The sequence below is a fragment of the Dactylosporangium sp. NPDC005555 genome, from assembly GCF_040605635.1.
Lineage (GTDB): Bacteria > Actinomycetota > Actinomycetes > Mycobacteriales > Micromonosporaceae > Dactylosporangium.
Map to the genome: position 1 here is coordinate 24139 of NZ_JBEXDG010000055.1, position 19561 is coordinate 43699.

Below are 19561 nucleotides of genomic sequence, written 5' to 3' on the forward strand. Positions count from 1 at the left end.
CGATCCTGCACCGGTTCGTCGCGTTTCGCAGCACAGGCGGTCCGTCTCCGCTCAGGGGCGAGATCATGTGCGGGTACGTTGCGTGGGTGCTCGCCCGTCTCCTCACGGCCGCGACCCTGGCGCGGACCGCTGAGGCGGGCGCCACGGTCGTGCTGCTCCTCGCGTCGGTCAGGCAGTTCGGCGGCCCGGCGCCCGGCGCGCTGATCCTGTCGGCGTTGCTGGTCCCGCACGTGGTCGCCGGCCCGTTCGTCGGCCTCGTCACCGACCGGGCCCGCCACCCGCGGCTCGTCCACGCGGGGTTCGCGGGACTGTTCGGCGTCGCGGTCGGCGGCGTGCTCCTGCTGACCGGGGTGGCGCCGCTGCCGCTGGTCCTGGCCCTGGCGGTCGTCGCCGGCACCTGCGGCCCGATGATCTTCGGTGGCCTGTCGAGCCGTCTCGACGACGTGGTGCCCGAGGCGGGCCGTCCCAGGGCGCGTGGCCTGGACGCGGCGACGTACAACGTGGCGGAGATCGCCGGTCCCGCGGCGGGAGCACTGCTGGTCGCGGCGTTCGGGGTGCCGGTCGCCGCGCTGGTCCTGTCCGCCGCGTGCCTCGTCGCCGCCGCGACCCTGCTCACCGTCGTCACTCCCGGTCCCGTCACCGCCGGCGGTGTTCCTTCAGCGGCCGGCGTACGCGACGCGACCCCCCGACCGGCAACCGCGCCGCCGGGTGTGCGGGCCGGTCTTGCCGCGATCGTCCGGAGCCGTCCCCTCCTGGCCGTGACGACGGCGACGGCGTTCGCGTCGTACGCCGCCGGCATGATCACCCCGGTGGCGGTGGTCCTCGGTGTCGCGGACGGTCGTCCGGCAGGCGGCGGCCTCCTGGTGACGGCCCTCGGCGTGGGCGCGTTGTGCGGGTCGCTGCTGGTGGCGCGGTTCCCGGTCCGGGTCCCGGCCCAGCTGGTCGTGCTGACCTGCATGGCCGGTGTCGGGGTCGCGTTCGCCGGCGCGGCGGCCGCACTGCTGGGTGAGGTGCCGTGGCCGGTGCTGGTCGGAGTGTTCGCGGTCGCCGGGGTCCTGGACGGGCCGATGCTGTCGTCGGTGCTGGAGGTCCGGTCGCTGGAGGCTCCCCCGGGCACCCGCACGCAGGTGTTCACCGTCGGCTCGGGCATCAAGCTGACGGCGGCGTCGGTGGGCGCGGCGACGTTCACGCTCGTCGCGGGCGCGTCCCCGGCGGCGCTCGTCGCGGGCCTTGCGGCGGGCCACCTGCTCGCCGCCGCCGTCGGCGCGCTGCTCCTGCGCACCCGCCGCTGACCATGACGCACCCCCGGCGCCCGCACCGGGGGCCATGGGCTGCGCCGTCGCCGTGGTCATCCGGTCTTCGGCGGCACCTTCGGTGCGGCGATCGCCGGCACCACGTCCTCGGCGCACGGGCCGTGCCTCCGACACAGCAGCCGGCGTCGCCCGCTGACCGCGGCGGCTCTCTCCCTCCGCGGGACCGCCATCCGGACACGCGTCCGGATTTCCGCGGCCGGGATGAGCGTCGGGACGAGCGGCCGGGGCAGGTGCGGGGCAAGCGACGGAGGCCGGACAGACGGGCGGGCGGCAGCCCAGGAGTGGGGGTGCCGCCCGCTGTTGTGTCGTGCCGCTGGATCAGCGGTGGCGACGGCCGTACTCGTGGGCGACGAGCAGGAACTTCTTGCGGCCGATCTTGTAGCAGTCGCTGTCGTCCCACTGGTTGCGGACCTCGCCGACCCAGCCGGCGAAGTTGCAGCCCTTCATGGTCGAGTAGGTCCGCACCGGCCAGGACTGCACCCAGCGGTTGTCGCGGCGGTGACCGTCGAAGGTGCCGACCCACCCGTTGTTGTGGTGGCCCATCCCGCCCGGTCCGCCGTTGTTGCCGCCGCCGGGGTGGTGGTTGTTCCCGCCGGGACCGTTGCCACCGCCGTTGTTGCCGCCGTTGTTGCCACCGCCGCCGTTGTTGCCACCGTTGCCACCGCCGTTGTTGTTCCCGCCGTTGTTCCCGCCGGGGCCACCGCCCGGGCCGCCGCCGGGGCCGGGCTTGACGACGGTGGTGCTGGTGTCGGCGGCGGGTGCTGCCGAAGCGGTGGTGGCGGTCATGCCGAAGACCGCACCGGCGGCCAGGGTCATACCGGCCATGGCCAGGAACCGCTGTGTGTTACGCATCTTTGACTCCCCCTCTTGTCGTGATGACGCAGTCACACTATGTAGTTGAAAGCCACAAAATGCGCAAAACGCGTCATCCTTTCAGCCAAAGGCTGAAGGACATTAGGGCAGCCGGTGACCCCTGTCGGCATGGCTCGTTGGACCTCTGGCTGTTCTCCGCAACGACGCGCCGGAGAACTGCGCCGCCGCCGGAAACACCGCGGCCGCGGGCGGCGGGGCACACCCACTGCTGATCAGGTGGGCGACGACCGCCCCGCCGCGGTCGTCCGCCCGCAGGCGATCCCCATGCGTTTGAGGTCGTCGACGCCGCGGAGAAGATGCCGTGCCGCAGCCGGTCCAGCGACGACCGGCCGGCGGGCTAGTTCACCTGGCGGCGTGGTCGGTGTCCAGCTGCTCCAGGACGGGCCGGACGACGTCGTCGAGGTGCCGGACGAGGACGGCGACGGCGCGTTCGGCGGCGGCGTCGAGGTGCCGGTCCTCCGTCGGGGTCGGCAGCCCGTCCAGCGGCAGCGGTGTCTCCAGCAGCAGGGTGCCGCGCAGGTGCGGGTGCAGGCTGAGGTCCTGCGCGGTCGGCTGCACGAACTGCCCGAACAGTTCGGGCCAGCCGCGCCAGCCGCGGTCCCGCCACCACGTCCGGGAGGCGGTCAGCGGCGCCGGGAGCGGCGAGACGAGCTCGACGCGGGCCGTGAGGCCGCCGTCGAACGGGTTGCGCTGGCACAGCACGGACAGGACCCGGCGGTGCCAGCGGACGTAGCCGGGGTCGAGCAGGGGCGGGGTCGCGGCGGCCCAGGCGACGCATGCGAACCCGACGGGTGCGATGTCGCCGATGGTGCCGGCGAAGTCAGCGGCCCGGTCCTGGACGGCGCTGAGATACCGGTCCCGGTCGCGGTCCAACCAGAACGTCTTCACACCTTGCGACGGTAGCCCGTCGAAGATCAGTGCGCGTGCAGGATGGCGGCGGCGACGGCCCGCCGCAGGTCAGGGCTGGTCAGCAGGTCGGTGTTGTCGGTGTACTGGTCGACGGCCCCGACGGGCGGCAGCCGGCGGACAGCCGGGTCGCTGATCGCGTCGCGGAGCGCGGCCGCATACCGTCCCGCGTCGATCACGTCGTAGGGCCGGTCGAAGTACGGCCGCCGGGTCGCTTCCACCGCCGCGGACAGCCCGAGCCCGTTCTGGACCCGTCCGGCCGTCTCGTACGCGTCGCACAGGTCGTCGAACCCGTCGCCGGTGTGCCGGGTGTACGCGGTGCCGAGCCATTTGCTGTACGGCGGATACAGCCGCGCCTGCAGCAGCCTGAGCCGCATCACGTGCCGGGTGAGCCGGGCGGTGACGATCCGCGCGCCGAGCGGGTCCCCGGCTTCGAGGGCCCGGCCGGGGAACGCCTCCTCCTGCGCGACGTGTGTCCACTGCGCGGCGAGGACATACCGCCACACGTCGACCGGATACCACGCCACGGCGGTCCGCAACCCGGTCAGCTGCCCGTGGTCGTCATGGTAGACGGCACCCCCGACAGTTTCGGCGAACATCTGCGCCGGGGTGGCGAGCCAGTCCAGGAGCGTCCCTGTGAACGGCGCCCCGAACCGCTGCAAGACCCAGTCGTCGAAGGTGCTGATCTCGACCCGGTGCTCGACGGGCCCGTCGGTGACGGTCATGACCCGGATCCGTTCGCCGGGTGGCATGAAGTGCGTCGGCCATCCGAGGACCTGGGTCGGCAGCCGCTCCCGCAGCATCGCGTCGATGCCGGCCGCGTGCCGTGCGGCGTCCGCGGGTTCGAGCAGCAGGGTGAGCCGGGGTCCCCAGTCGTGGTCGGTCGACCGGGGCGTGTCGTAGCCGAGGACGTCGGACCCGGGTCCGATCCGCGCCGCCGTGTGCGGCAGTCCCGGGTAGTACGTGTGCAGGAGCGGCCGGACCGCCGCGGTGTAGAACTCCTCGCACAGCCGCACCCCGGGGAGGAACGCGGGACTCACAGGACGAGTGCCGGGTGGCGGGGGTCGTCGGCGCGGACGACGACGTCGGCGTATTCCTGGGGCATCGCCTCCTCGTCGTACCGCTGGAACGCGGGCAGCGTCCACTGCCACGGGTCCGGGGTGCGCCGGGCGAGCGCCGCCGCGGTCTGCGTGAGGTGGACGGTGAGGTCGAAGTCGAGGCCGGCGCCGAGCAGCATCGTCCCGGACACGACGACGACGGCGCCGGCGGGCAGGTCCAGGTAGGGGGCGCGGGTCGCGCGGTCCTTGACCGGGTCCCACAGCGACGGCAGCACCTTCCCGCTGCCCCCGGCGGCGGCGGGGGTGAGGACCTCCCGGGTGATCGCCCGCAGGTCGAGCCAGTCCTCGTAGTAGGCGTCGGGGTTGGTACGGCCGCGCTCCAGCCGCAGGGACGCGGCGCGCAGGAACCCTCCGGCGGGGATGTGCACGGCGTGCCCGCCGGCGTCGGTCACGGCGTCGGCGACCTGCTCGGCGAGGATCTCCGGCGCCGCCGTCGGTGCCCCGTCCACGGCGACCCGCGTCGCGGTGTCGCGCAGTACCCGTGCGGCGATGCCGGCGGCGAGGGCGTCGACGGTGACCGGGCGGGCCTTCACGGGGTGTGGTGGCGGTGCTGCGGGTCGATCACGTCGCCTTCGATGACCTCACCCTGCAGCACTTCCCCGCCGCCGGACGCCTGGGTGGGGACGGGACCGGGCCCGGGGCCGCCGGGGGTGTCGGCGCGGGTCGCTTTGACGATCCGCGGCCCGAACAGGTCCCCGGCCGCGGCGGCGGAGATCCGGGCTTCGGTCGCCTGCCGGATCCGCCGCCCGGTGAACGCCCGCACGGGCGGGATGAGCAGGAGCAGCCCGGCGACGTCGGTGATGAACCCGGGGACGAGCAGCAGCAGCGCCCCGGCGAGCCCGGCGACGCCGGTGCCGGCCTCACCGCCGGGTGGCCGGCCCTCGCTCACCGCGGCGCGCAGCCGCTGCCAGGCGCGGACGCCTTCGCGTTTGAGGACGATCCCGCCGAGGACGGTGGTGACGACGCCGGCGAGGACGGCCCACCACCAGCCGATCGCGTGCGCGACGAGCACGAACACGGTGATCTCGGCGATGACCAGGAGGAGAGCGCCGGCGGCGGTGAAACCCAGCTTCCGCATCGGTGTGTCCTCAGCCGCCTTGCCGCGCGCCCGCGCGGGCGTCTCTGCGCTGGGTGCGGGGTCCGCCGCCGGCGATGCCGCGGCGCAGCGTCTCCCAGCGGGCGCGGGCGCCCCAGACGGTGACCAGCCACAGCGCTTCCCCGACGATGGTGGAGCTCATCTTCGAGTGGCCGCGTTGCCGTTCGGTGAACGTGATCGGGACCTCCTCGACGCGGAACCCGTTGTGGTAGGAGCGCCAGGCCAGGTCGACCTGGAAGCAGTACCCCTGCGACGCGATCGACTCGATTTCGATCTTGCTCAGGACGGGGGTGCGGTAGGCGCGGTAGCCGCCGGTCGCGTCCCGGAACGGCATCCCGAGAGCCATCCGCACGTACAGGTTGCCGCTGCGGGAGATCAGGTGCCGGTGGAACGGCCACCCGACGGTGGTGCCGCCTTTGACGTACCGGGAGCCGAGGACGACGTCGGCCTCGCCGAGCGCGTCGAGCAGCCGTGGGAGTTCCTCGGGGGCGTGGGACCCGTCGGCGTCCATCTCGACGACGGCGTCGTAGTCGTGGTCGGTGCCCCACGCGAACCCGGCCATGTACGCGGCGCCGAGCCCTTGTTTCCCGGGCCGGTGCAGGACGTGGATGTGCTGGTCGCCGGCGGAGAGCTCGTCGGCGATCCGCCCGGTGCCGTCTGGGCTGTTGTCGTCGGCGATGAGGATGTCGGCGGTGGGGGTGGCGGCGCGGACCCGTTGCACGATGGGCCGGATGTTGTCGGCCTCGTTGTAGGTGGGGATGATGACGAGGACCCTGCCGACGCCGGGGTATTCGCCTCGGTCGGGTGTGCTCACACGTCCTCCTCGGTCGGTGCTGCCAGTGCTGCCCGGCTGCGTCGGCGGACCGCGGTGGCGGCCACCAGTCCTGCGATACCCAGCATGACGATCACATATTCGGGTCCGGCGCCGAGCGTCGTGGCCAGCGTGCGGCCCTCACCGAGGTGCAGCTCCCGCAGGATGACCGCACCTTCATTGAAGCCGGTCTCCGCGTAGGTGCGTCCGGCGGCGTCGGTGAACGCGGAGATCCCGACGGTCGACGCCATGAGCGCGTCCCGGCCGTGTTCGACGGCCCGCAGCCGCACCATGGCCAGCTGCTGCCGGGCTTCGGCCTCGTCGAACGTCGCGTTGTTCGTCTGCACCGCCAGCAGTTGCGCACCGCCGGTGACGGTGTCGCGGACGAGCCCGTCGTAGGCGACCTCGAAGCAGATGACGTCGCCGACGGTCGCCGGTCCGACCTGCAGGACGCCGGGGGTGTCGCCGGCGGTCATGTCGGAGACCCGGTCGACCTCCTTGCTGACGATGCGGGCGATGTCCCGCAGCGGCATCGTCTCGGCGAACGGGACGGGGTGCCGTTTCGTGTACCGGCCGGAGACGCCGCCCTGGCGGGGGTTCCCGGCGGCGTCGACGTCGGACTCCCAGACGAGGCCGGCGTTCTCGACCCCGACGGCGGGGTCGGTGAGGACGGCACCGACGAGGATGGGGACGCCGACGGCGCGGGCGGCGGTGGAGATCGCGGCGGCGGCGTCGGCGTTGCGCAGCGGGTCGATGTCCGACGAGTTCTCCGGCCACACGATCAGGTCCGGGCGGCGGGCGCCGTCCTGGGTGACCTTCCGGCCGAGCTCGACGGTGGCCCGGACGTGGTTGTCGAGGACGGCGCGGCGCTGCTCGTTGAACTCGAGGCCGAGCCGCGGCACGTTGCCCTGCACGACGGCGACGTAGACGGCCTCGCCGGCCGGCTGCCGCAGCGGCACGAGCAGCGCCGCGCCGGCGACCGCGGCGGCGAGGACCGGGCCGGTGGCGGGTTTCACCCTCGAACACCACCCGCGGGTGACGCCGGCATCCGTGCCGGGACGGTGTGTGCTGTACGTCGGGCGGATGAACGCGACGGCGAGGAGGGCACCGGTGCACGCGACCGCGAACGTCACCAGCGGCGCCCCGCCGAGCGCGGCGAGCCGCAGCAGCGGCGACGTGTCCTGGCTGAACGCGAGCCGCCCCCACGGGAACCCGCCGAACGGCGCCCGGTCGCGGAGGGCTTCCTGCGCGGTCCAGACGGCGGCGAGCAGCGGCACCCACACCCACGCCCGCGCGCGCAGCGGGCTGATCCAGGCGGTGGCGGCGCCGAGCAGCCCGATGAACAACGCCTGCAGCGTGGACAGCAGCAGCCACGGGACCATGCCGGTGTGCAGGTTCGTCCAGGACAGCAGCGGCGTGAAGTACAGGGCGCCGGTGAGGGTGCCGAGCCCGAACCCGGCGCGGAGCCTGCGGCCGTGGACGGACGCGGCGGCGAGCGCGACGGCGACGGGCGCGGCCCACCACCATCCGTACGGCGGGAACGCGACGAGCATCACAGGGCCGGCGGCGGCGGCGAGGAGGGTCGCGGCCCACAACGGCAGCACCCCCGGCACCGCCGGGCCCATCGGGCTCGCCGGTGCCGGTGCGGTTGTCGGGGTTGCGGTGGCTTCGGCTGGGGCCGGTTCGTCGGCCGGGCCGTCCGCCGCGCTGCTGGTGCTGACCAACGTCACCTGCGCCATCCCTCTGCCGTGCCGGCCGCCGCGTCCGACCGGGTGTGCACCGGCCCGCGGTCCGGTGTCCGGCCCGCGGCGCCAATTATGCGGCCCTGACGGCCCGGAGAAGGCATCGGAGCGTGGCATGGGGCTGTGAATGTGCTGGGATGTGGCTGGACCGTGTCTGGATCGCAACCGGACCGGCCGTCACCACACCCTCGCGACCGTTGCCGGTGACCGTCGGGCGGGACTGCGGTAGCCCTGGCGGCTGTGCGCTTCGGGGCTGAAATCGGGGCGCGACCGAAGTCGCGCCCCGCGCTCCCAGGCCCTTGGTCCGGCCGGTGCGGCAGTGGTGTCGTTCGCGGCCTTCGTTCCGGCTCGGCGCGGGCTGGCTGTCCGGGTCGGGTCGTTGTCTACTGGTCGCGTGACGCCCCTGCCCTGACACCGGTGGATGCCCGGCCCGCGGCCCCCGCCGACCCCCGCCCACTGGATCCGGTGGCGTCCCGTCGGTTGACGAGGACGTCCGATCAGTGGGCGTTGGGGAGTAGCGAACCGTGGTCACCCGCGCCGAAGTAGGACGCAAAGACGTTACGCGCTGTCCCGGGGGCACTGTCAACCGTCGCACGCGATGTAATTCACCTGGGTCGGCGTGTCGGGTGTGCCGGGTGCGGTGTGTCGGGGTCCGTTCACCCGCCCCGGATGACGGACGCCGGGGACGCCGGTCGTCACCCGCTGTAGAGATGTGTGGTGAGGAGCGCGGCGGCGGCGCCGGGATGGTCGGCGGCGAGGAGCCCGGCCGGGGCGAGGACGTACCGTTCGTCGACGGTGACGGTCGGTGCGCGTGGCAGTGCCCATCCACCGGCGTGGTCACGCAGGACAGGCTGGACCGCGGCGCGGGCGGTGGCGGGCGCGGCGTGCCGGAACACGCCGCCGGACGCGACGACCGACACGACGTTGCGCAGGTCCCTGCCGCTGCGTGCGTGCCGGCGCACGGCGATGACCGTCGCGGCGGCGGCGATCCCGAGGGCGTCGCCGGCGGGGACGTCGACGTGTTCACGGGCCGCGGCGGTGTGGACGCCGTCGACGTTCCACCGCACCCCGAGGTCCCCTTCGACGGTCCTGGCCCGCCACAGGGTCCCGGCGACGGCGGTGCTGCCGTCGGGGACGAGCGCGGAGTACACGTCCGTCGTGGCGCCGCCCACGTCGACGACGAGGAGGTCCCCGTGCAGCGTGTCGGCGAGCAGCGACACGCCGGTGAGGACGGCGTCCGGGGTCGCCATCCGCACGAGCCTGCCGAAGCGGGGGCCGCGGGAGAGGTGTTTGCCGCCGATGACGTGCCGCAGGAACACGTCCCGGATCGCGGCGCGGGCGGGTGCGGGGTCCACGACACCGATCTTCGGCAGCACGTTCGCCGCGGCGACCGCCGGTACACCCGCCGCCGCCAGCACCTCGACGGCGTCGGCCCGCACGTCGGTGTTGCCGGCGACGACGACCGGGGTCCGCCAGCGGGCGGCGGCGACCTGCCGGGCGTTGTGCAGCAGCACGTCGCTGTCGCCGCCGTCGGTCCCGCCGACGAGCAGCACCACGTCCGGCTTCGCCGCCCGCACCGTCCGGACACCGGCGCGGGTCTGGGGTCCGGCGGCGACGTGGACGACCCGCGCCCCGGCGGACAACGCGACCCGGTGCGCGGCGTCGGCGGAGACGAGCGCCTCGTAGCCGATGACGGCGAGCCGCAGCCCGCCACCGGCGGACGAGCAGCAGTACACGTCCCGGACCGGGCCGACCGACCCGGCCGCCGCGGCGAGGAGCGCGTCGACGCCGTCCAGGACGTCACCGCCGGTCGTGGGGTGGGTCGCCGTGTGCACGAGGGTGCCGTCGGTGACGTCGACGACGGCGAGTTTCGTGTCCGTCGACCCGACGTCCACACACGCGACCAGGGCAGCGGCCATCCGCGTCACGGCACGACGACGGTGCCGGTCGCGGACACCGCGAGGACCGGCGGGTCGAGGACCGCCGCCGCTGACGCGCTGACCTCCGGCGTGCCGCGGCAGACGACGTGACACGTGAAGTCGACCGTCCGGGACCGGGTCCCGACCCTGGTGATCGTCGCGGTGACCTCCAGGACGTCACCGGCGCGGACGGGGGCGTGGAACCCGACGGTGGTGTACCCGGCGAAGAGCCCTTCGTCGCCGTCGGTGCGGATGCACAGTTCGGTGGCGACGTCACCGAACAGGGCGAGGCTGTAGGCACCGTCGACGAGGTTCCCGGCGTAGTGCGCGTGCGAGTACGGCACGTACCGGCGGTGCACGACACGCACCCCCACCGCAGCGCCGCTCATCGGGTGCTGACCGCGTGGACGAGGTACGAGGCGACCTCTCGGGGTGTGGTGCCACGGCCGAAGATCCGGTCGACGCCGAGGTCCGCGGTCTGCAGCTCGTCGAACCTCGGCCCGCCGACGACCAGCAGGGGCCGTTTCGCCGCGGGGAACGCCTCACGGAACGCCGCCGACATCTCCCGCGTGTTGTGCAGGTGCGCGTCGCGTTGCGTGACGACCTGCGACACGAGGACCGCGTCGGCCTTCTCCGCGCGGGCGTGTTCGACGAGGGCGGGGACGGCGACCTGCGCGCCGAGGTTCACCACCCGGCACTCCCGGTAGTATTCGAGGCCCTTCTCACCGGCGATCCCTTTCACGTTGAGGATGGCGTCGATCCCGACGGTGTGCGCGTCGGTGCCGATGCACGCGCCGACGACGACGAGTTTCCGGCGCAGCCGCGCCCGGATACCGGCGTTGACCTCTTTCGCGGACAGCAGCGGGTAGTCACGTTCGGCGACGACGACCTTGCCGGGTTCGACGAGGTGGTTGACGCGCCCGTACACGACGAAGAACGTGTGCCGCGCACCGATCGCGCGGGCGTGCACGACCATCGCCGGGTCGATGCCCATCTTCCCCGCCAGTTGCAGCGCCGCCCCCTCACCGCGTTTGTCCGCCGCGACCGGCAGGGTGAAGCTGACCTGGACCATGCCGTCGCCGGTCGTGTCGCCGTACGGGCGGACCACCTCCGGGGTCGCCTCCGCGGTCGCTTCTGGGGTCGCTTCTGGGGTCATGCCGCACCGTCCAGCACGTCGATCGCCGGGTTGAAGTAGCCGGGTCCGCGCTGCTCGACGCCGTCGAGGCCCTTCCCACGGTCGGCGGGGCGGCGCATGATCCCGAACGTGCCCTCGCCGATCGCGTCGAGGAGCCCCTGCCCGCCGATCTGCCGCAGCAGCGTCACCGCCTCCCGCAGGACGGTGTGGGCGCGGTCGCGGATGAACACACCCGGCGTGAAGTCCTCGTGCAGGTTCCCCGCCGCCGACAGCACGTACCGGACGTTCTGCAGAGCGATGTCCCGGTCGGACAGCCACGGCGTCACGACCGCCTCCGTCATCATCCCCACCAGCAGAATCCCCTGCCCGGTGAGCGCCCCGGCGAGGTTGAAGAACCCGTCCAGGAGGTTCCCGCGGAACACGTCACCGGTCATGTGCTTCGTCGGCGGCATCCACTTCAGCGGCGCGTCCGGGAACAGCTCCCGCGCCAGGAGCGCGTGCGCGAGCTCCAGACGGAACGACTCCGGCACCTCGGGGTTGATCTCGAACGCGTGCCCGAGCCCCAGCTGCCAGTCCTCAAGTCCCGCTTCGTGCGCGAAGTACTCGTTGAGCAGCTGCGACACCGTCACCGTGTGAGCGGCGTCGACGGCGTCGGCGGTGGTGAGGTAGTTGTCCTCACCGGTGTTGATGATGATCCCGGCGCGGGCGTGGATCTGCCGGGAGAACCGCTGGTCGACGAACGTGCGGATCGGGTTGATGTCCCGGAACAGGATCCCGTACATCGAGTCGTTGAGCATCATGTCGAGCCGCTCCAGACCCGCGAGCGCGGCGATCTCCGGCATGCACAGCCCCGACGCGTAGTTCGTCAGCCGCACGTACCTGCCGACCTCCTTCGACGTCTCGTCCAGCGCGGCGCGCATGAGCCGGAAGTTCTCCTGCGTCGCATACGTGCCCGCGAACCCTTCCCGGGTCGCGCCCTCCGGCACGTAGTCCAGCAGCGACTGCCCGGTCGAGCGGATGACAGCGATGACGTCCGCACCGGCCCGCGCCGCCGCCTGCGCCTGCGGGATGTCCTCGTAGATGTCGCCGGTCGCGACGATCAGGTAGATCCACGGCCGCTGCCGCGGGTCGCCGATCTTCCTGACCAGCCGCTCCCGCGCCCGCCGCTGCTGGTCGACGCGAGCCAGACCCGCCTTGACAGCTTTCGCCGCCGCCCGTTTCGCCGGTGCACCGGCCGGGCCGGCTCTGAACGTGACACTGCCGGCGGCGGCCTTCTGCGCCAGCAGCGTCAGATCCTGGTGGCCGTCGCGCAGCAACGCGTCGTAGACGGGCCCGGCGACGCCGCCGCCGAGACCGACCTGGTCACGGACGGTGTCGACGAGCCGGTTCACCCACGGGATGCCGTCCGGGTCCGCGCCGCTGATCCCGGCGAGCCGCAGGGTGGCGCGTTCCACCGACACCGTCGTGTGGCTGCGCGCCAGGTCCACCACCGGCCGGCCCGCCGCCGCCGCGAGCCTCCGGGCCGTGGCGACCGTCCGCCGGTCCAGCCTGAGCTTCCCTGTTGCCGTCATCGGCGCTCCCGCCCTGTATGGATCGGCCGGCCCCGCAGGACCGTCACCCGCGCGACCGGGTTCGTCTCGGTGTGCAGGACCTCACTGATGTCGTCGGTCGTGTCCCACACGGTGAACGTCGCCGACCAGCCCGGGTTGAGGACCCCTTCGTCGTCGACGCCGACGGCCCGCCACCCGCCGCGGGTGTGCGCGGCGAACGCCGCCTTCGCCCCGATCCGCTGGACCGGGTTGTGGTGCCGCATCGCCGCCCGGCACGTCCCCCACGGGTCCAGGTCCGTCACCGGCGAGTCCGACCCGAACGCCAGCAGCACCCCCACCCCCGCGAGGGCACCGATCGGGTTCGACGCCAGGGACCGGGCCCTGCCGAGACGCTGCGCGTACATGCCGCGCTCACCGCCCCACAGCCGGTCGAACGCCGGCTGGACACTCGCCACGATCCCGAAGTCCACCAGCTTCGCGATCAACGCCTTGTCCAGCAGCTCCACGTGCTCGATGCGGTGCCGGCCGTCACGGACCCGCTCCACCCCGACCTGCTTCGCCGCCCCCGCGAACCCGTCCAGGACCGTCTCGATCGCCTGGTCACCGATCGCGTGGAACCCGCCCTGCATCCCGTGCCGCGCACAGTCCACGAGATGCTCCGTCACCTGCGCCGCGGTCAGATACCCGTGGCCGTGCTCGTCCACCCGGTTGCCGTGCTCGTCCCTGCCCGTCCCGTCCAGGTACGCGGCACGCAGATGCGCGGTGCGGGCCCCGAGCGCACCGTCGGCGTACAGGTCACCGGCGGCGCCGACCGCACCGAGCTCCTTCGCCTTCGCCGCCGCGTTCGGCTCGCCCCACAGCCCGTACACCTCCGGCAACCACTGCCCGTGCCGCATCGCGGCGACGAAGTCGTCCTCACCGGACGTCCCGGGACCGCCGCACTCGTGGACCGACGCGATCCCCAGCGACGCGGCATGCTCGAGCGCGGCGCGTTGCGCGTCGACGGTCTGCGCCCGGGTCACGGACCCGAACGCGACCTCCCGCACGAGGTGATGGGCGTCGCGGCGCAGCCAGCCGGAGGCGTCATACCCGGCCGCTGCCCGCACGGCACCGGTGAGCAGCGCCGACGACACCAGCGCCGCGTGCACGCACGTCCTGGACAGGTAGACGGCACGACCCCCGCCGGCCCGGTCGAGCTCGGCAGCGGTCGGGGTCCGCTGATCCGCCCACCCGGACTCGTCCCATCCGTGCCCGATGACGATCGCATCCTGCGGCAGGGTCGCCGCGTGCCCGGCGACCGCGGCGAGGACCTGCGACCCGGAGGCGGCACCGGCGAGGTTGAGGCCCCGCAACGCGAACCCGGTGGCGGTGCTGTGCACGTGCGCGTCGACGAACGCGGGCGTGACCAGGGCCCCGTCGAGGTCGACGACCCGGTCCACCCGCCCGGCGGTGCGGGCCGGCGCGTCGGCGTCCGGTCCGAGCCAGGCGATCGTGTCGCCGTCGACGAGGAGCGCCGTCGCGGACGGATCTGCGGGGGTGTGGACGCGGCCGCCACGGAAGAGGGTTCGCATGCGGCTCAGTCTGCCAACCCGGGCACCGCTTCGGCGTGTGCCGCGGTGTGTGACTTCGCGGATGACCCGCTCCGCGGCCCGGCGCCCGGCGCCGCCCGCGGCCCGGACCCCGCCGCGGCGGGCAGCCGGGCCTGGAACAGGGCCCGGACGGCCGGGTCACGGCGCAGCAGGCGCAGCGCGTAGTCGGCGTGTCCGGGGACGTAGCCGTTGCCGATGAGCATCGTCACGTCGGCGGCCAGACCTTCGGCGCCGAGCGCCGCCGCGGGGAACGACGTCGCCATCGAGAAGAACACCACGGTCCCGCCCGGGGCGGTGGCCAGGACGGCGGCGTGCTCGCAACCGGGGACGTCGACGCAGACGACGGTGACGTCCGCCGGGCCGCCGGCCCCACCGAACGTCGCGTCCAGCGCCGCGGCGAGGCCGACCGCGTCGCGGGCGTCGGCGACGACGACGTCGTCGGCGAGTCCGGTGCCGTCCAGCCCGGCCCGCTCCGCCTCGTCCCGGACCACCCCGACGGTCCGCACCACAGGCATCACCGGCCGCTGCCGGCTCCCGGCGCCGCCGTCCACGAGCTCACCGGCCGCCGCCGGGTCATCGGTTGTGAAGGCCGTGAGGTCACCGGCCGTCGCGGTGATGCGGGCCGCGTCGTGGGCGGCGGCCAGGGACAGCGAGCCGCTCTTGCCCGCGGCGCCGAGGACGGCCACCGTCAGCGGGCGCCGTCCCGCTGCGGGTGTCGACGGTCCGTGTGTCCGGGGCGACCCGTCCTGCTCGGCGCGGTCGCGGAGGGCCTGCCGCACGACGCGGGCGACCAGGGCCGGGGCGCCGCACACGTCGAGGACGGCGAGGGAAAGCTGAGGGTCGAGGTCGGCGGGGAGGACCGCGGCGATGGAACGGGCGAACAGGATCGCGTGGCCGTCGCACGGGACCTGCTCGGACAGGCCGTCCCACCCGCGCAGCCCGTCGGCGATGTGCAGCGGGGTCAGGGTCAGCGACACCAGGGTCGCCACCCGGTCACCGACCCGCAGACCGAGCGGCGACGCCGGGCCGGCCGCCTCGACCGTGCCGATGAGCATGCCGCCGGAGCCGGTCACCGGATTGTGCATCTTGCCGCGGGTGGCGACGATGTCCAGGACCGCGGCGCGGATGGCCGCACCGTCACCGGCGTGTTCGGTGCGCAACTGGTGGTAGGACGCGGCGTCCAGGTTGAGCCGCTCGACGCGGATCCGGACCTCGTCCGCGCCGATCCGCGGGCCGGGGTCCAGCCGGTGGGCGGCCTGGGGCAGCACCCCGGCCGGTTCGACGACCCGATGCAACCCGATAGGCGAAGTCATTTCCCGCACTGCCACAAGTTAGCCGAAGATTTTCCGGCGCACCAGCCGCAGCGCGGGAAGAACTACCGCGCCTAGGAAGGCGACTGCGCCGTCGACAACGCCAGGACATGCTCGACCAAGCCGATCAGCACCGCCTTGCTCGACTCACGATCCCGAGCATCACACAACAGCAGCGGCACATGCCCGTCCAGATCCAGCGCCTCCCGCACCTCCCCCTCCGTGTACGACGACGCGTCGTCGAAACAGTTCACCGCCACCACGAACGGCGTTCCCCGCCGCTCGAAGTAGTCGATCGACGGGAAGCAGTCCGCCAGCCGCCGCGTGTCCGCCAGGACCACCGCACCCAACGCACCCAACGCCAGCTCGTCCCACAGGAACCAGAACCGGTCCTGCCCAGGCGTCCCGAACAGGTACAGCACCACGTCCTGCCCGATCGTGATCCGGCCGAAGTCCATCGCGACCGTCGTCGTCGACTTCCGCTCCACCCCCGTCAGGTCATCGGTGCCGACCCCCGCCGCCGTCAACGACTCCTCCGTCTGCAACGGCCGGATCTCACTCACCGCACCCACCAGCGTCGTCTTCCCAGCCCCGAACCCACCCGCGACCAGAATCTTGATCGCCGTCGGAACCGGACGGCTAGAGCGCCCGTAGTCCATTGATCACCGCCTTGAGGATGCTCTCGCTCGGCAGCTCGCCCGCCGCCGGAGGGTGGTACATCTCGATCAGGCCCTGACCCAGCAGATCACCGAGCAGCACCCGCACGACACCCAGCGCCAGATCCAGGTGCGACGCCAGCTCCGCCACCGCCAGAGGCTCCCGCGCGTAGGCAAGAATCGCCCGGTGCTCCGGCTGCAGCCCGTACCCGAGATCCTGCAGCGCCGCACGGTTCGCCACGACCATCGCGACGACGTCGAACGACCCCGACGCCGGATGCACCCGCCCACCCGTCATCGCATACGGCCGCACCACCGGACCCGCGTCCCGGTCCACCCACGTGTGATCGACCCACGGCTCCGCGGCCAGGTCACCGCGCCGCTGCTCCGGCCACACCTGCTCACCCAGAGGCTCCAGCTCACCCGACTGCCCATCCCGGTGCTCATTGCGGTGCTCATTGCGGTGCTCATTCCAGGAAGCCCGGTACTGGTCGGCGCGCTGCTGTTCCGCCCACTGCCGCTCGACCCGGTCCCGGTCCGGCTGACCGGCGGCGTGCCGGCCCGGCGGGGTCGTCATCCGCCGGCCGCCGGCCGCGCCGACGTCGACAGGCTCTGACCCACCCGCTGCACCAGCATCGCCATCTCATACGCGATCAACCCGATGTCAGCATCCGACTCCGCCAGCACAGCGAGACACGCACCCCGCCCCGCCGCCGTCACGAACAGGAACGCCGACTCCATCTCGATGATCGTCTGCCGGACCGGGCCACCACCGAAATGCCGCCCCGCACCCCGCGCCAGACTCTGGAACCCCGCCGCCACCGCCGACAGATGCTCCGCGTCCTCCTGCGACAGGCCCTTCGACGCACCCATCATCAGCCCGTCCACGGACAACACCACCGACCGCTGCACCGACGGCACCCGATCGACCAGATCATCCAGCAGCCAGTTCAGACCGACATTGCTGCCCTGCGCCGCCGTCATCCCGCCACCCCGTCACGACCCGCGCCACCGACACCACTGCCGCCACTGCCGTCACCGGGCTCCGCCACACTCGCGTGCCTGCCCCGCACCGTCCCCGCCTGGAACGACGACATCATCCGCCGCAACTGCTCCGGCGACCGGTTCGGCTCCGGCACATCGACATCCTCGACATCACCAACCGTCTCCTGCTGCAACTGCGGAGCGAGACTCTGCTGCCGGACCCGCTTCGGCAACACCCGCGGACCCCCCGGCCGACCCGCCGGCGCAGCCGCGCCACCATCCGGCACACCCGACGACACCGCCTCCACCCGCCCAGCCGGCCTCGGCCGCGGCAGCGGCCCCGGACCCGACCGGCGCCCCTGCGGTACATCGGCCGCCACCGCCTGCTGCGGCTGCACCACCGACAACGCCGGCCGCTGACCGATCGACGACGCCGGCAGCACCTGCGTGTGCTCCGGCACCCCACCCGCACCGTCACCGGGCAGCCACGAGAACGGATCCCGCGCCACCACCTGCATCTCATGCGTATTCGACAGGTCCGCCGGCGCACCCGGCGGCAACGCCGACACCGACGGCTGCGCCACCACCAGATCCGTCGGCAGCAACGCCACCGCCGTCACCCCACCGAACGGCGAGGACCGCAGCACCACCCGCACCCCGTGCCGCGCCGCCAGCTGCGCCACCACGAACAACCCCAGCCGGGCACTGTTCGCCGGATCGAACTCCGGCGGCTCCACCAGCCGCCGGTTCGCCTCCACGATCGCCTGCTCCGACATCCCCAGCCCACGGTCCTCGATCTCGATCACAAAACCGTTCGGGACCATCTGACCCGTCACGTTCACCCGCGTGTGCGGCGGCGAATACGCCGTCGCGTTCTCGATCAGCTCCGCCAGGAGGTGGATGATGTCGCCGACGGCCCGCCCCACGACAGCACCCTCACCGATCTGCTGCACCTGCACCCGCGCGTAGTCCTCGACCTCCGACACCGCGCCACGCACCACGTCGATCACCGACACCGGGTTCCGCCAGCCCCGCCCCGGCGCCGCACCCGCGAGAATCACCAGGTCCTCCGCGTGCCGCCGCATACGCGTCGCCAGATGGTCCACCCGGAACAGGTCCGCCAGGTCATCCGGCTCCGTCGTGCGCCGCTCCATGCCGTCCAGCAGCGACAACTGCCGGTGCAGCAGCGTCTGCGACCGCCGGGCGATGTTCAGGAACACCTCGTTCATCCCCTGCCGCACCGACGACTCCTCGACCGCCGACGCCACCGCCGTGCGCTGCACCGAGTTGAACGCCTCACCCACCTGCCCGATCTCGTCCGTGCCCAGCCGCAACGGCGGAGCCTCCGCCGCGACGTCCACCTGCACACCCCGCCGCAACCGCGACACCACCGACGGCAGCCGCTCGTCCGCCAGCTCCAGCGCCGCCGCCCGCAGACCGTCCAGCCGCCTGGCGAGGGACCGGCCGATCCGCACCGACAGCACCAGCGACAGGACCACCGCGAGCAGACCGAGCGCACCGGCGATACCGAGCCGCAGGAAGATCGCGTCGGACGCGTCCCGCGCCGCCCGCACGTTGTGCGCCTGCACCTCCGACCGGAACCGCTTCAGGTCCTCGTTCACCGGGTCGAACGCCCCACGCCACGCCTGCAGGTTGATCCCCGCCGCCTCCGCCGTCCCCGGCGGCGTCGCCAGCAGCTGATTCTCGAACTGCGTCAGCTTCTGCATCGGCTCACCACCGGACAGCGCACCGAACCTCGCCTGCGTCTGCGGCGGCAGCAGCGTCACACCGTACGGCAGGATCAGCCGCTTCTGACCGATCAGCGCCACCAGCTCCGTGTGCACCGACGCCGTGAACTGGTTGCTCGCCGCCGCCTGCGTGATCAGCGCGTCCTCCTGCGAGAACAGGTCCCGGGACAGGCCCAGGACGAACACGCCGGTCGCCTCCTCCGTCACCTCGGAGTCCTGATGGTTCGACACCGACTCACCGATGCCGTACGAGCCCGTGATGATCCCCGAATACGCCTGCCGCACCGCATCCGCCGAACCACCCGAGTCCGCCAGCTGCCGCAGCTGCGGCAACGCGTCCAGCGCCTTCGTCGACGTCGCGATCGCCCGCTTCGTCTCCTCGCTCGCCACGTCCTGGAAGTCCTTGTCCGAGGCGAGCTCCCGGAACTCCTTCACCTCCAGGTCCGTCTTCACCCGCTGCTCCTGCACCGCGGCGGCGTTCTTCCGGCCACCGGCGACGAACACGGTCGTCAGCTGCCGCTCGACCTGCAGCTGCTCGACCATCGCCTCGGCGGGCTCGGTCACCTTGTCACTGACGAGCTTCGAGTTCCGCAGATCCAGCGCCGGCTGCAGGGTGAAGCTCACCGCGAACAACCAGATCGCGACGAGCATGACGATCGGGATCGCCAGCATCGCCGTGATCTTCGCGCGGATCGACCAACGGTTGTTCATCAGACCTCAGACGTGTGCTCAGACGGATCAGGTGCGGTTCGGTTGCGGAACCGCCACCGTAGGCGGGTGCGTTCGTCACCGACCGTCGTGTCCACGGCCC

17 protein-coding genes and 1 pseudogene are annotated in these 19561 nt (G+C 73.0%); 1 reads left to right on the plus strand and 17 read right to left on the minus strand.

The window, feature by feature from the left end:
- The first annotated feature begins 86 nt into the window (after positions 1 to 86).
- Positions 87 to 1292, plus strand: a complete 1206-nt coding sequence (locus ABZS58_RS39780) for an MFS transporter (RefSeq protein ID WP_354788813.1) — start codon at positions 87 to 89, stop codon at positions 1290 to 1292.
- Positions 1293 to 1631: 339 nt separating this feature from the next.
- On the opposite strand, the gene ABZS58_RS39785 is transcribed toward ABZS58_RS39780, so the two are convergent.
- The 17 genes and pseudogenes from ABZS58_RS39785 to ABZS58_RS39865 form a co-directional block, all read right to left on the minus strand.
- A complete protein-coding gene (locus tag ABZS58_RS39785; protein WP_354788814.1) occupies positions 1632 to 2165 on the minus strand; it encodes a hypothetical protein in 534 nt (177 codons plus the stop codon).
- Between the two features lie 363 nt (positions 2166 to 2528).
- Complete coding sequence (locus ABZS58_RS39790) at positions 2529 to 3074, minus strand: hypothetical protein (protein WP_354788815.1); 546 nt, start codon at positions 3072 to 3074, stop codon at positions 2529 to 2531.
- 26 nt (positions 3075 to 3100) lie between these two features.
- The gene (locus ABZS58_RS39795) at positions 3101 to 4132 is read right to left on the minus strand and encodes a DUF4037 domain-containing protein (RefSeq protein ID WP_354788816.1); all 1032 of its coding nucleotides are present in this window, start codon (positions 4130 to 4132) and stop codon (positions 3101 to 3103) included.
- Positions 4129 to 4743, minus strand: a complete 615-nt coding sequence (locus ABZS58_RS39800; RefSeq protein ID WP_354788817.1) for a uridine kinase — start codon at positions 4741 to 4743, stop codon at positions 4129 to 4131. The genes ABZS58_RS39795 and ABZS58_RS39800 overlap by 4 nt, the downstream gene beginning before the upstream one ends.
- A complete protein-coding gene (locus ABZS58_RS39805; protein WP_354788819.1) occupies positions 4740 to 5288 on the minus strand; it encodes an FxsA family protein in 549 nt (182 codons plus the stop codon). The genes ABZS58_RS39800 and ABZS58_RS39805 overlap by 4 nt, the downstream gene beginning before the upstream one ends.
- Before the next feature lie 10 nt (positions 5289 to 5298).
- On the minus strand, positions 5299 to 6120 hold the full coding sequence (locus ABZS58_RS39810; protein ID WP_354788820.1) for a polyprenol monophosphomannose synthase: 822 nt from the start codon (positions 6118 to 6120) through the stop codon (positions 5299 to 5301).
- A complete protein-coding gene (gene lnt, locus ABZS58_RS39815) occupies positions 6117 to 7742 on the minus strand; it encodes an apolipoprotein N-acyltransferase (protein ID WP_354788881.1) in 1626 nt (541 codons plus the stop codon). The genes ABZS58_RS39810 and lnt overlap by 4 nt, the downstream gene beginning before the upstream one ends.
- Positions 7743 to 8554: 812 nt before the next feature.
- Positions 8555 to 9778 carry a glutamate mutase L gene (locus ABZS58_RS39820; protein ID WP_354788821.1) on the minus strand — a complete coding sequence of 408 codons (1224 nt, stop codon included), beginning with the start codon at positions 9776 to 9778 and terminating at the stop codon, positions 8555 to 8557.
- Positions 9779 to 9783: 5 nt separating this feature from the next.
- Positions 9784 to 10167, minus strand: a complete 384-nt coding sequence (locus ABZS58_RS39825) for a hotdog domain-containing protein (protein WP_354788823.1) — start codon at positions 10165 to 10167, stop codon at positions 9784 to 9786.
- Complete coding sequence (locus tag ABZS58_RS39830; protein ID WP_354788825.1) at positions 10164 to 10934, minus strand: OAM dimerization domain-containing protein; 771 nt, start codon at positions 10932 to 10934, stop codon at positions 10164 to 10166. Before ABZS58_RS39830 ends, ABZS58_RS39825 begins: the two co-directional genes overlap by 4 nt.
- Complete coding sequence (locus ABZS58_RS39835; RefSeq protein WP_354788827.1) at positions 10931 to 12484, minus strand: lysine 5,6-aminomutase subunit alpha; 1554 nt, start codon at positions 12482 to 12484, stop codon at positions 10931 to 10933. The genes ABZS58_RS39830 and ABZS58_RS39835 overlap by 4 nt, the downstream gene beginning before the upstream one ends.
- Positions 12481 to 14043, minus strand: coding sequence for an amidohydrolase family protein (locus ABZS58_RS39840; RefSeq protein ID WP_354788882.1), 1563 nt, complete (start codon positions 14041 to 14043; stop codon positions 12481 to 12483). Before ABZS58_RS39840 ends, ABZS58_RS39835 begins: the two co-directional genes overlap by 4 nt.
- 230 nt (positions 14044 to 14273) lie before the next feature.
- Positions 14274 to 15365 (minus strand): annotated as a pseudogene (locus tag ABZS58_RS39845) (hypothetical protein); the annotation flags it as partial.
- A gap of 71 nt (positions 15366 to 15436) precedes the next feature.
- Positions 15437 to 16021 carry an ATP/GTP-binding protein gene (locus ABZS58_RS39850; protein ID WP_354788829.1) on the minus strand — a complete coding sequence of 195 codons (585 nt, stop codon included), beginning with the start codon at positions 16019 to 16021 and terminating at the stop codon, positions 15437 to 15439.
- Entirely contained in the window at positions 16002 to 16388 is a 387-nt protein-coding gene (locus ABZS58_RS39855; protein ID WP_354788884.1) for a DUF742 domain-containing protein, read from the minus strand. Before ABZS58_RS39855 ends, ABZS58_RS39850 begins: the two co-directional genes overlap by 20 nt.
- A 203-nt stretch (positions 16389 to 16591) precedes the next feature.
- Positions 16592 to 17002, minus strand: a complete 411-nt coding sequence (locus tag ABZS58_RS39860) for a roadblock/LC7 domain-containing protein (RefSeq protein ID WP_354788831.1) — start codon at positions 17000 to 17002, stop codon at positions 16592 to 16594.
- Positions 16999 to 19461, minus strand: a complete 2463-nt coding sequence (locus ABZS58_RS39865) for a nitrate- and nitrite sensing domain-containing protein (RefSeq protein ID WP_354788832.1) — start codon at positions 19459 to 19461, stop codon at positions 16999 to 17001. The genes ABZS58_RS39860 and ABZS58_RS39865 overlap by 4 nt, the downstream gene beginning before the upstream one ends.
- Positions 19462 to 19561: the final 100 nt, after the last annotated feature.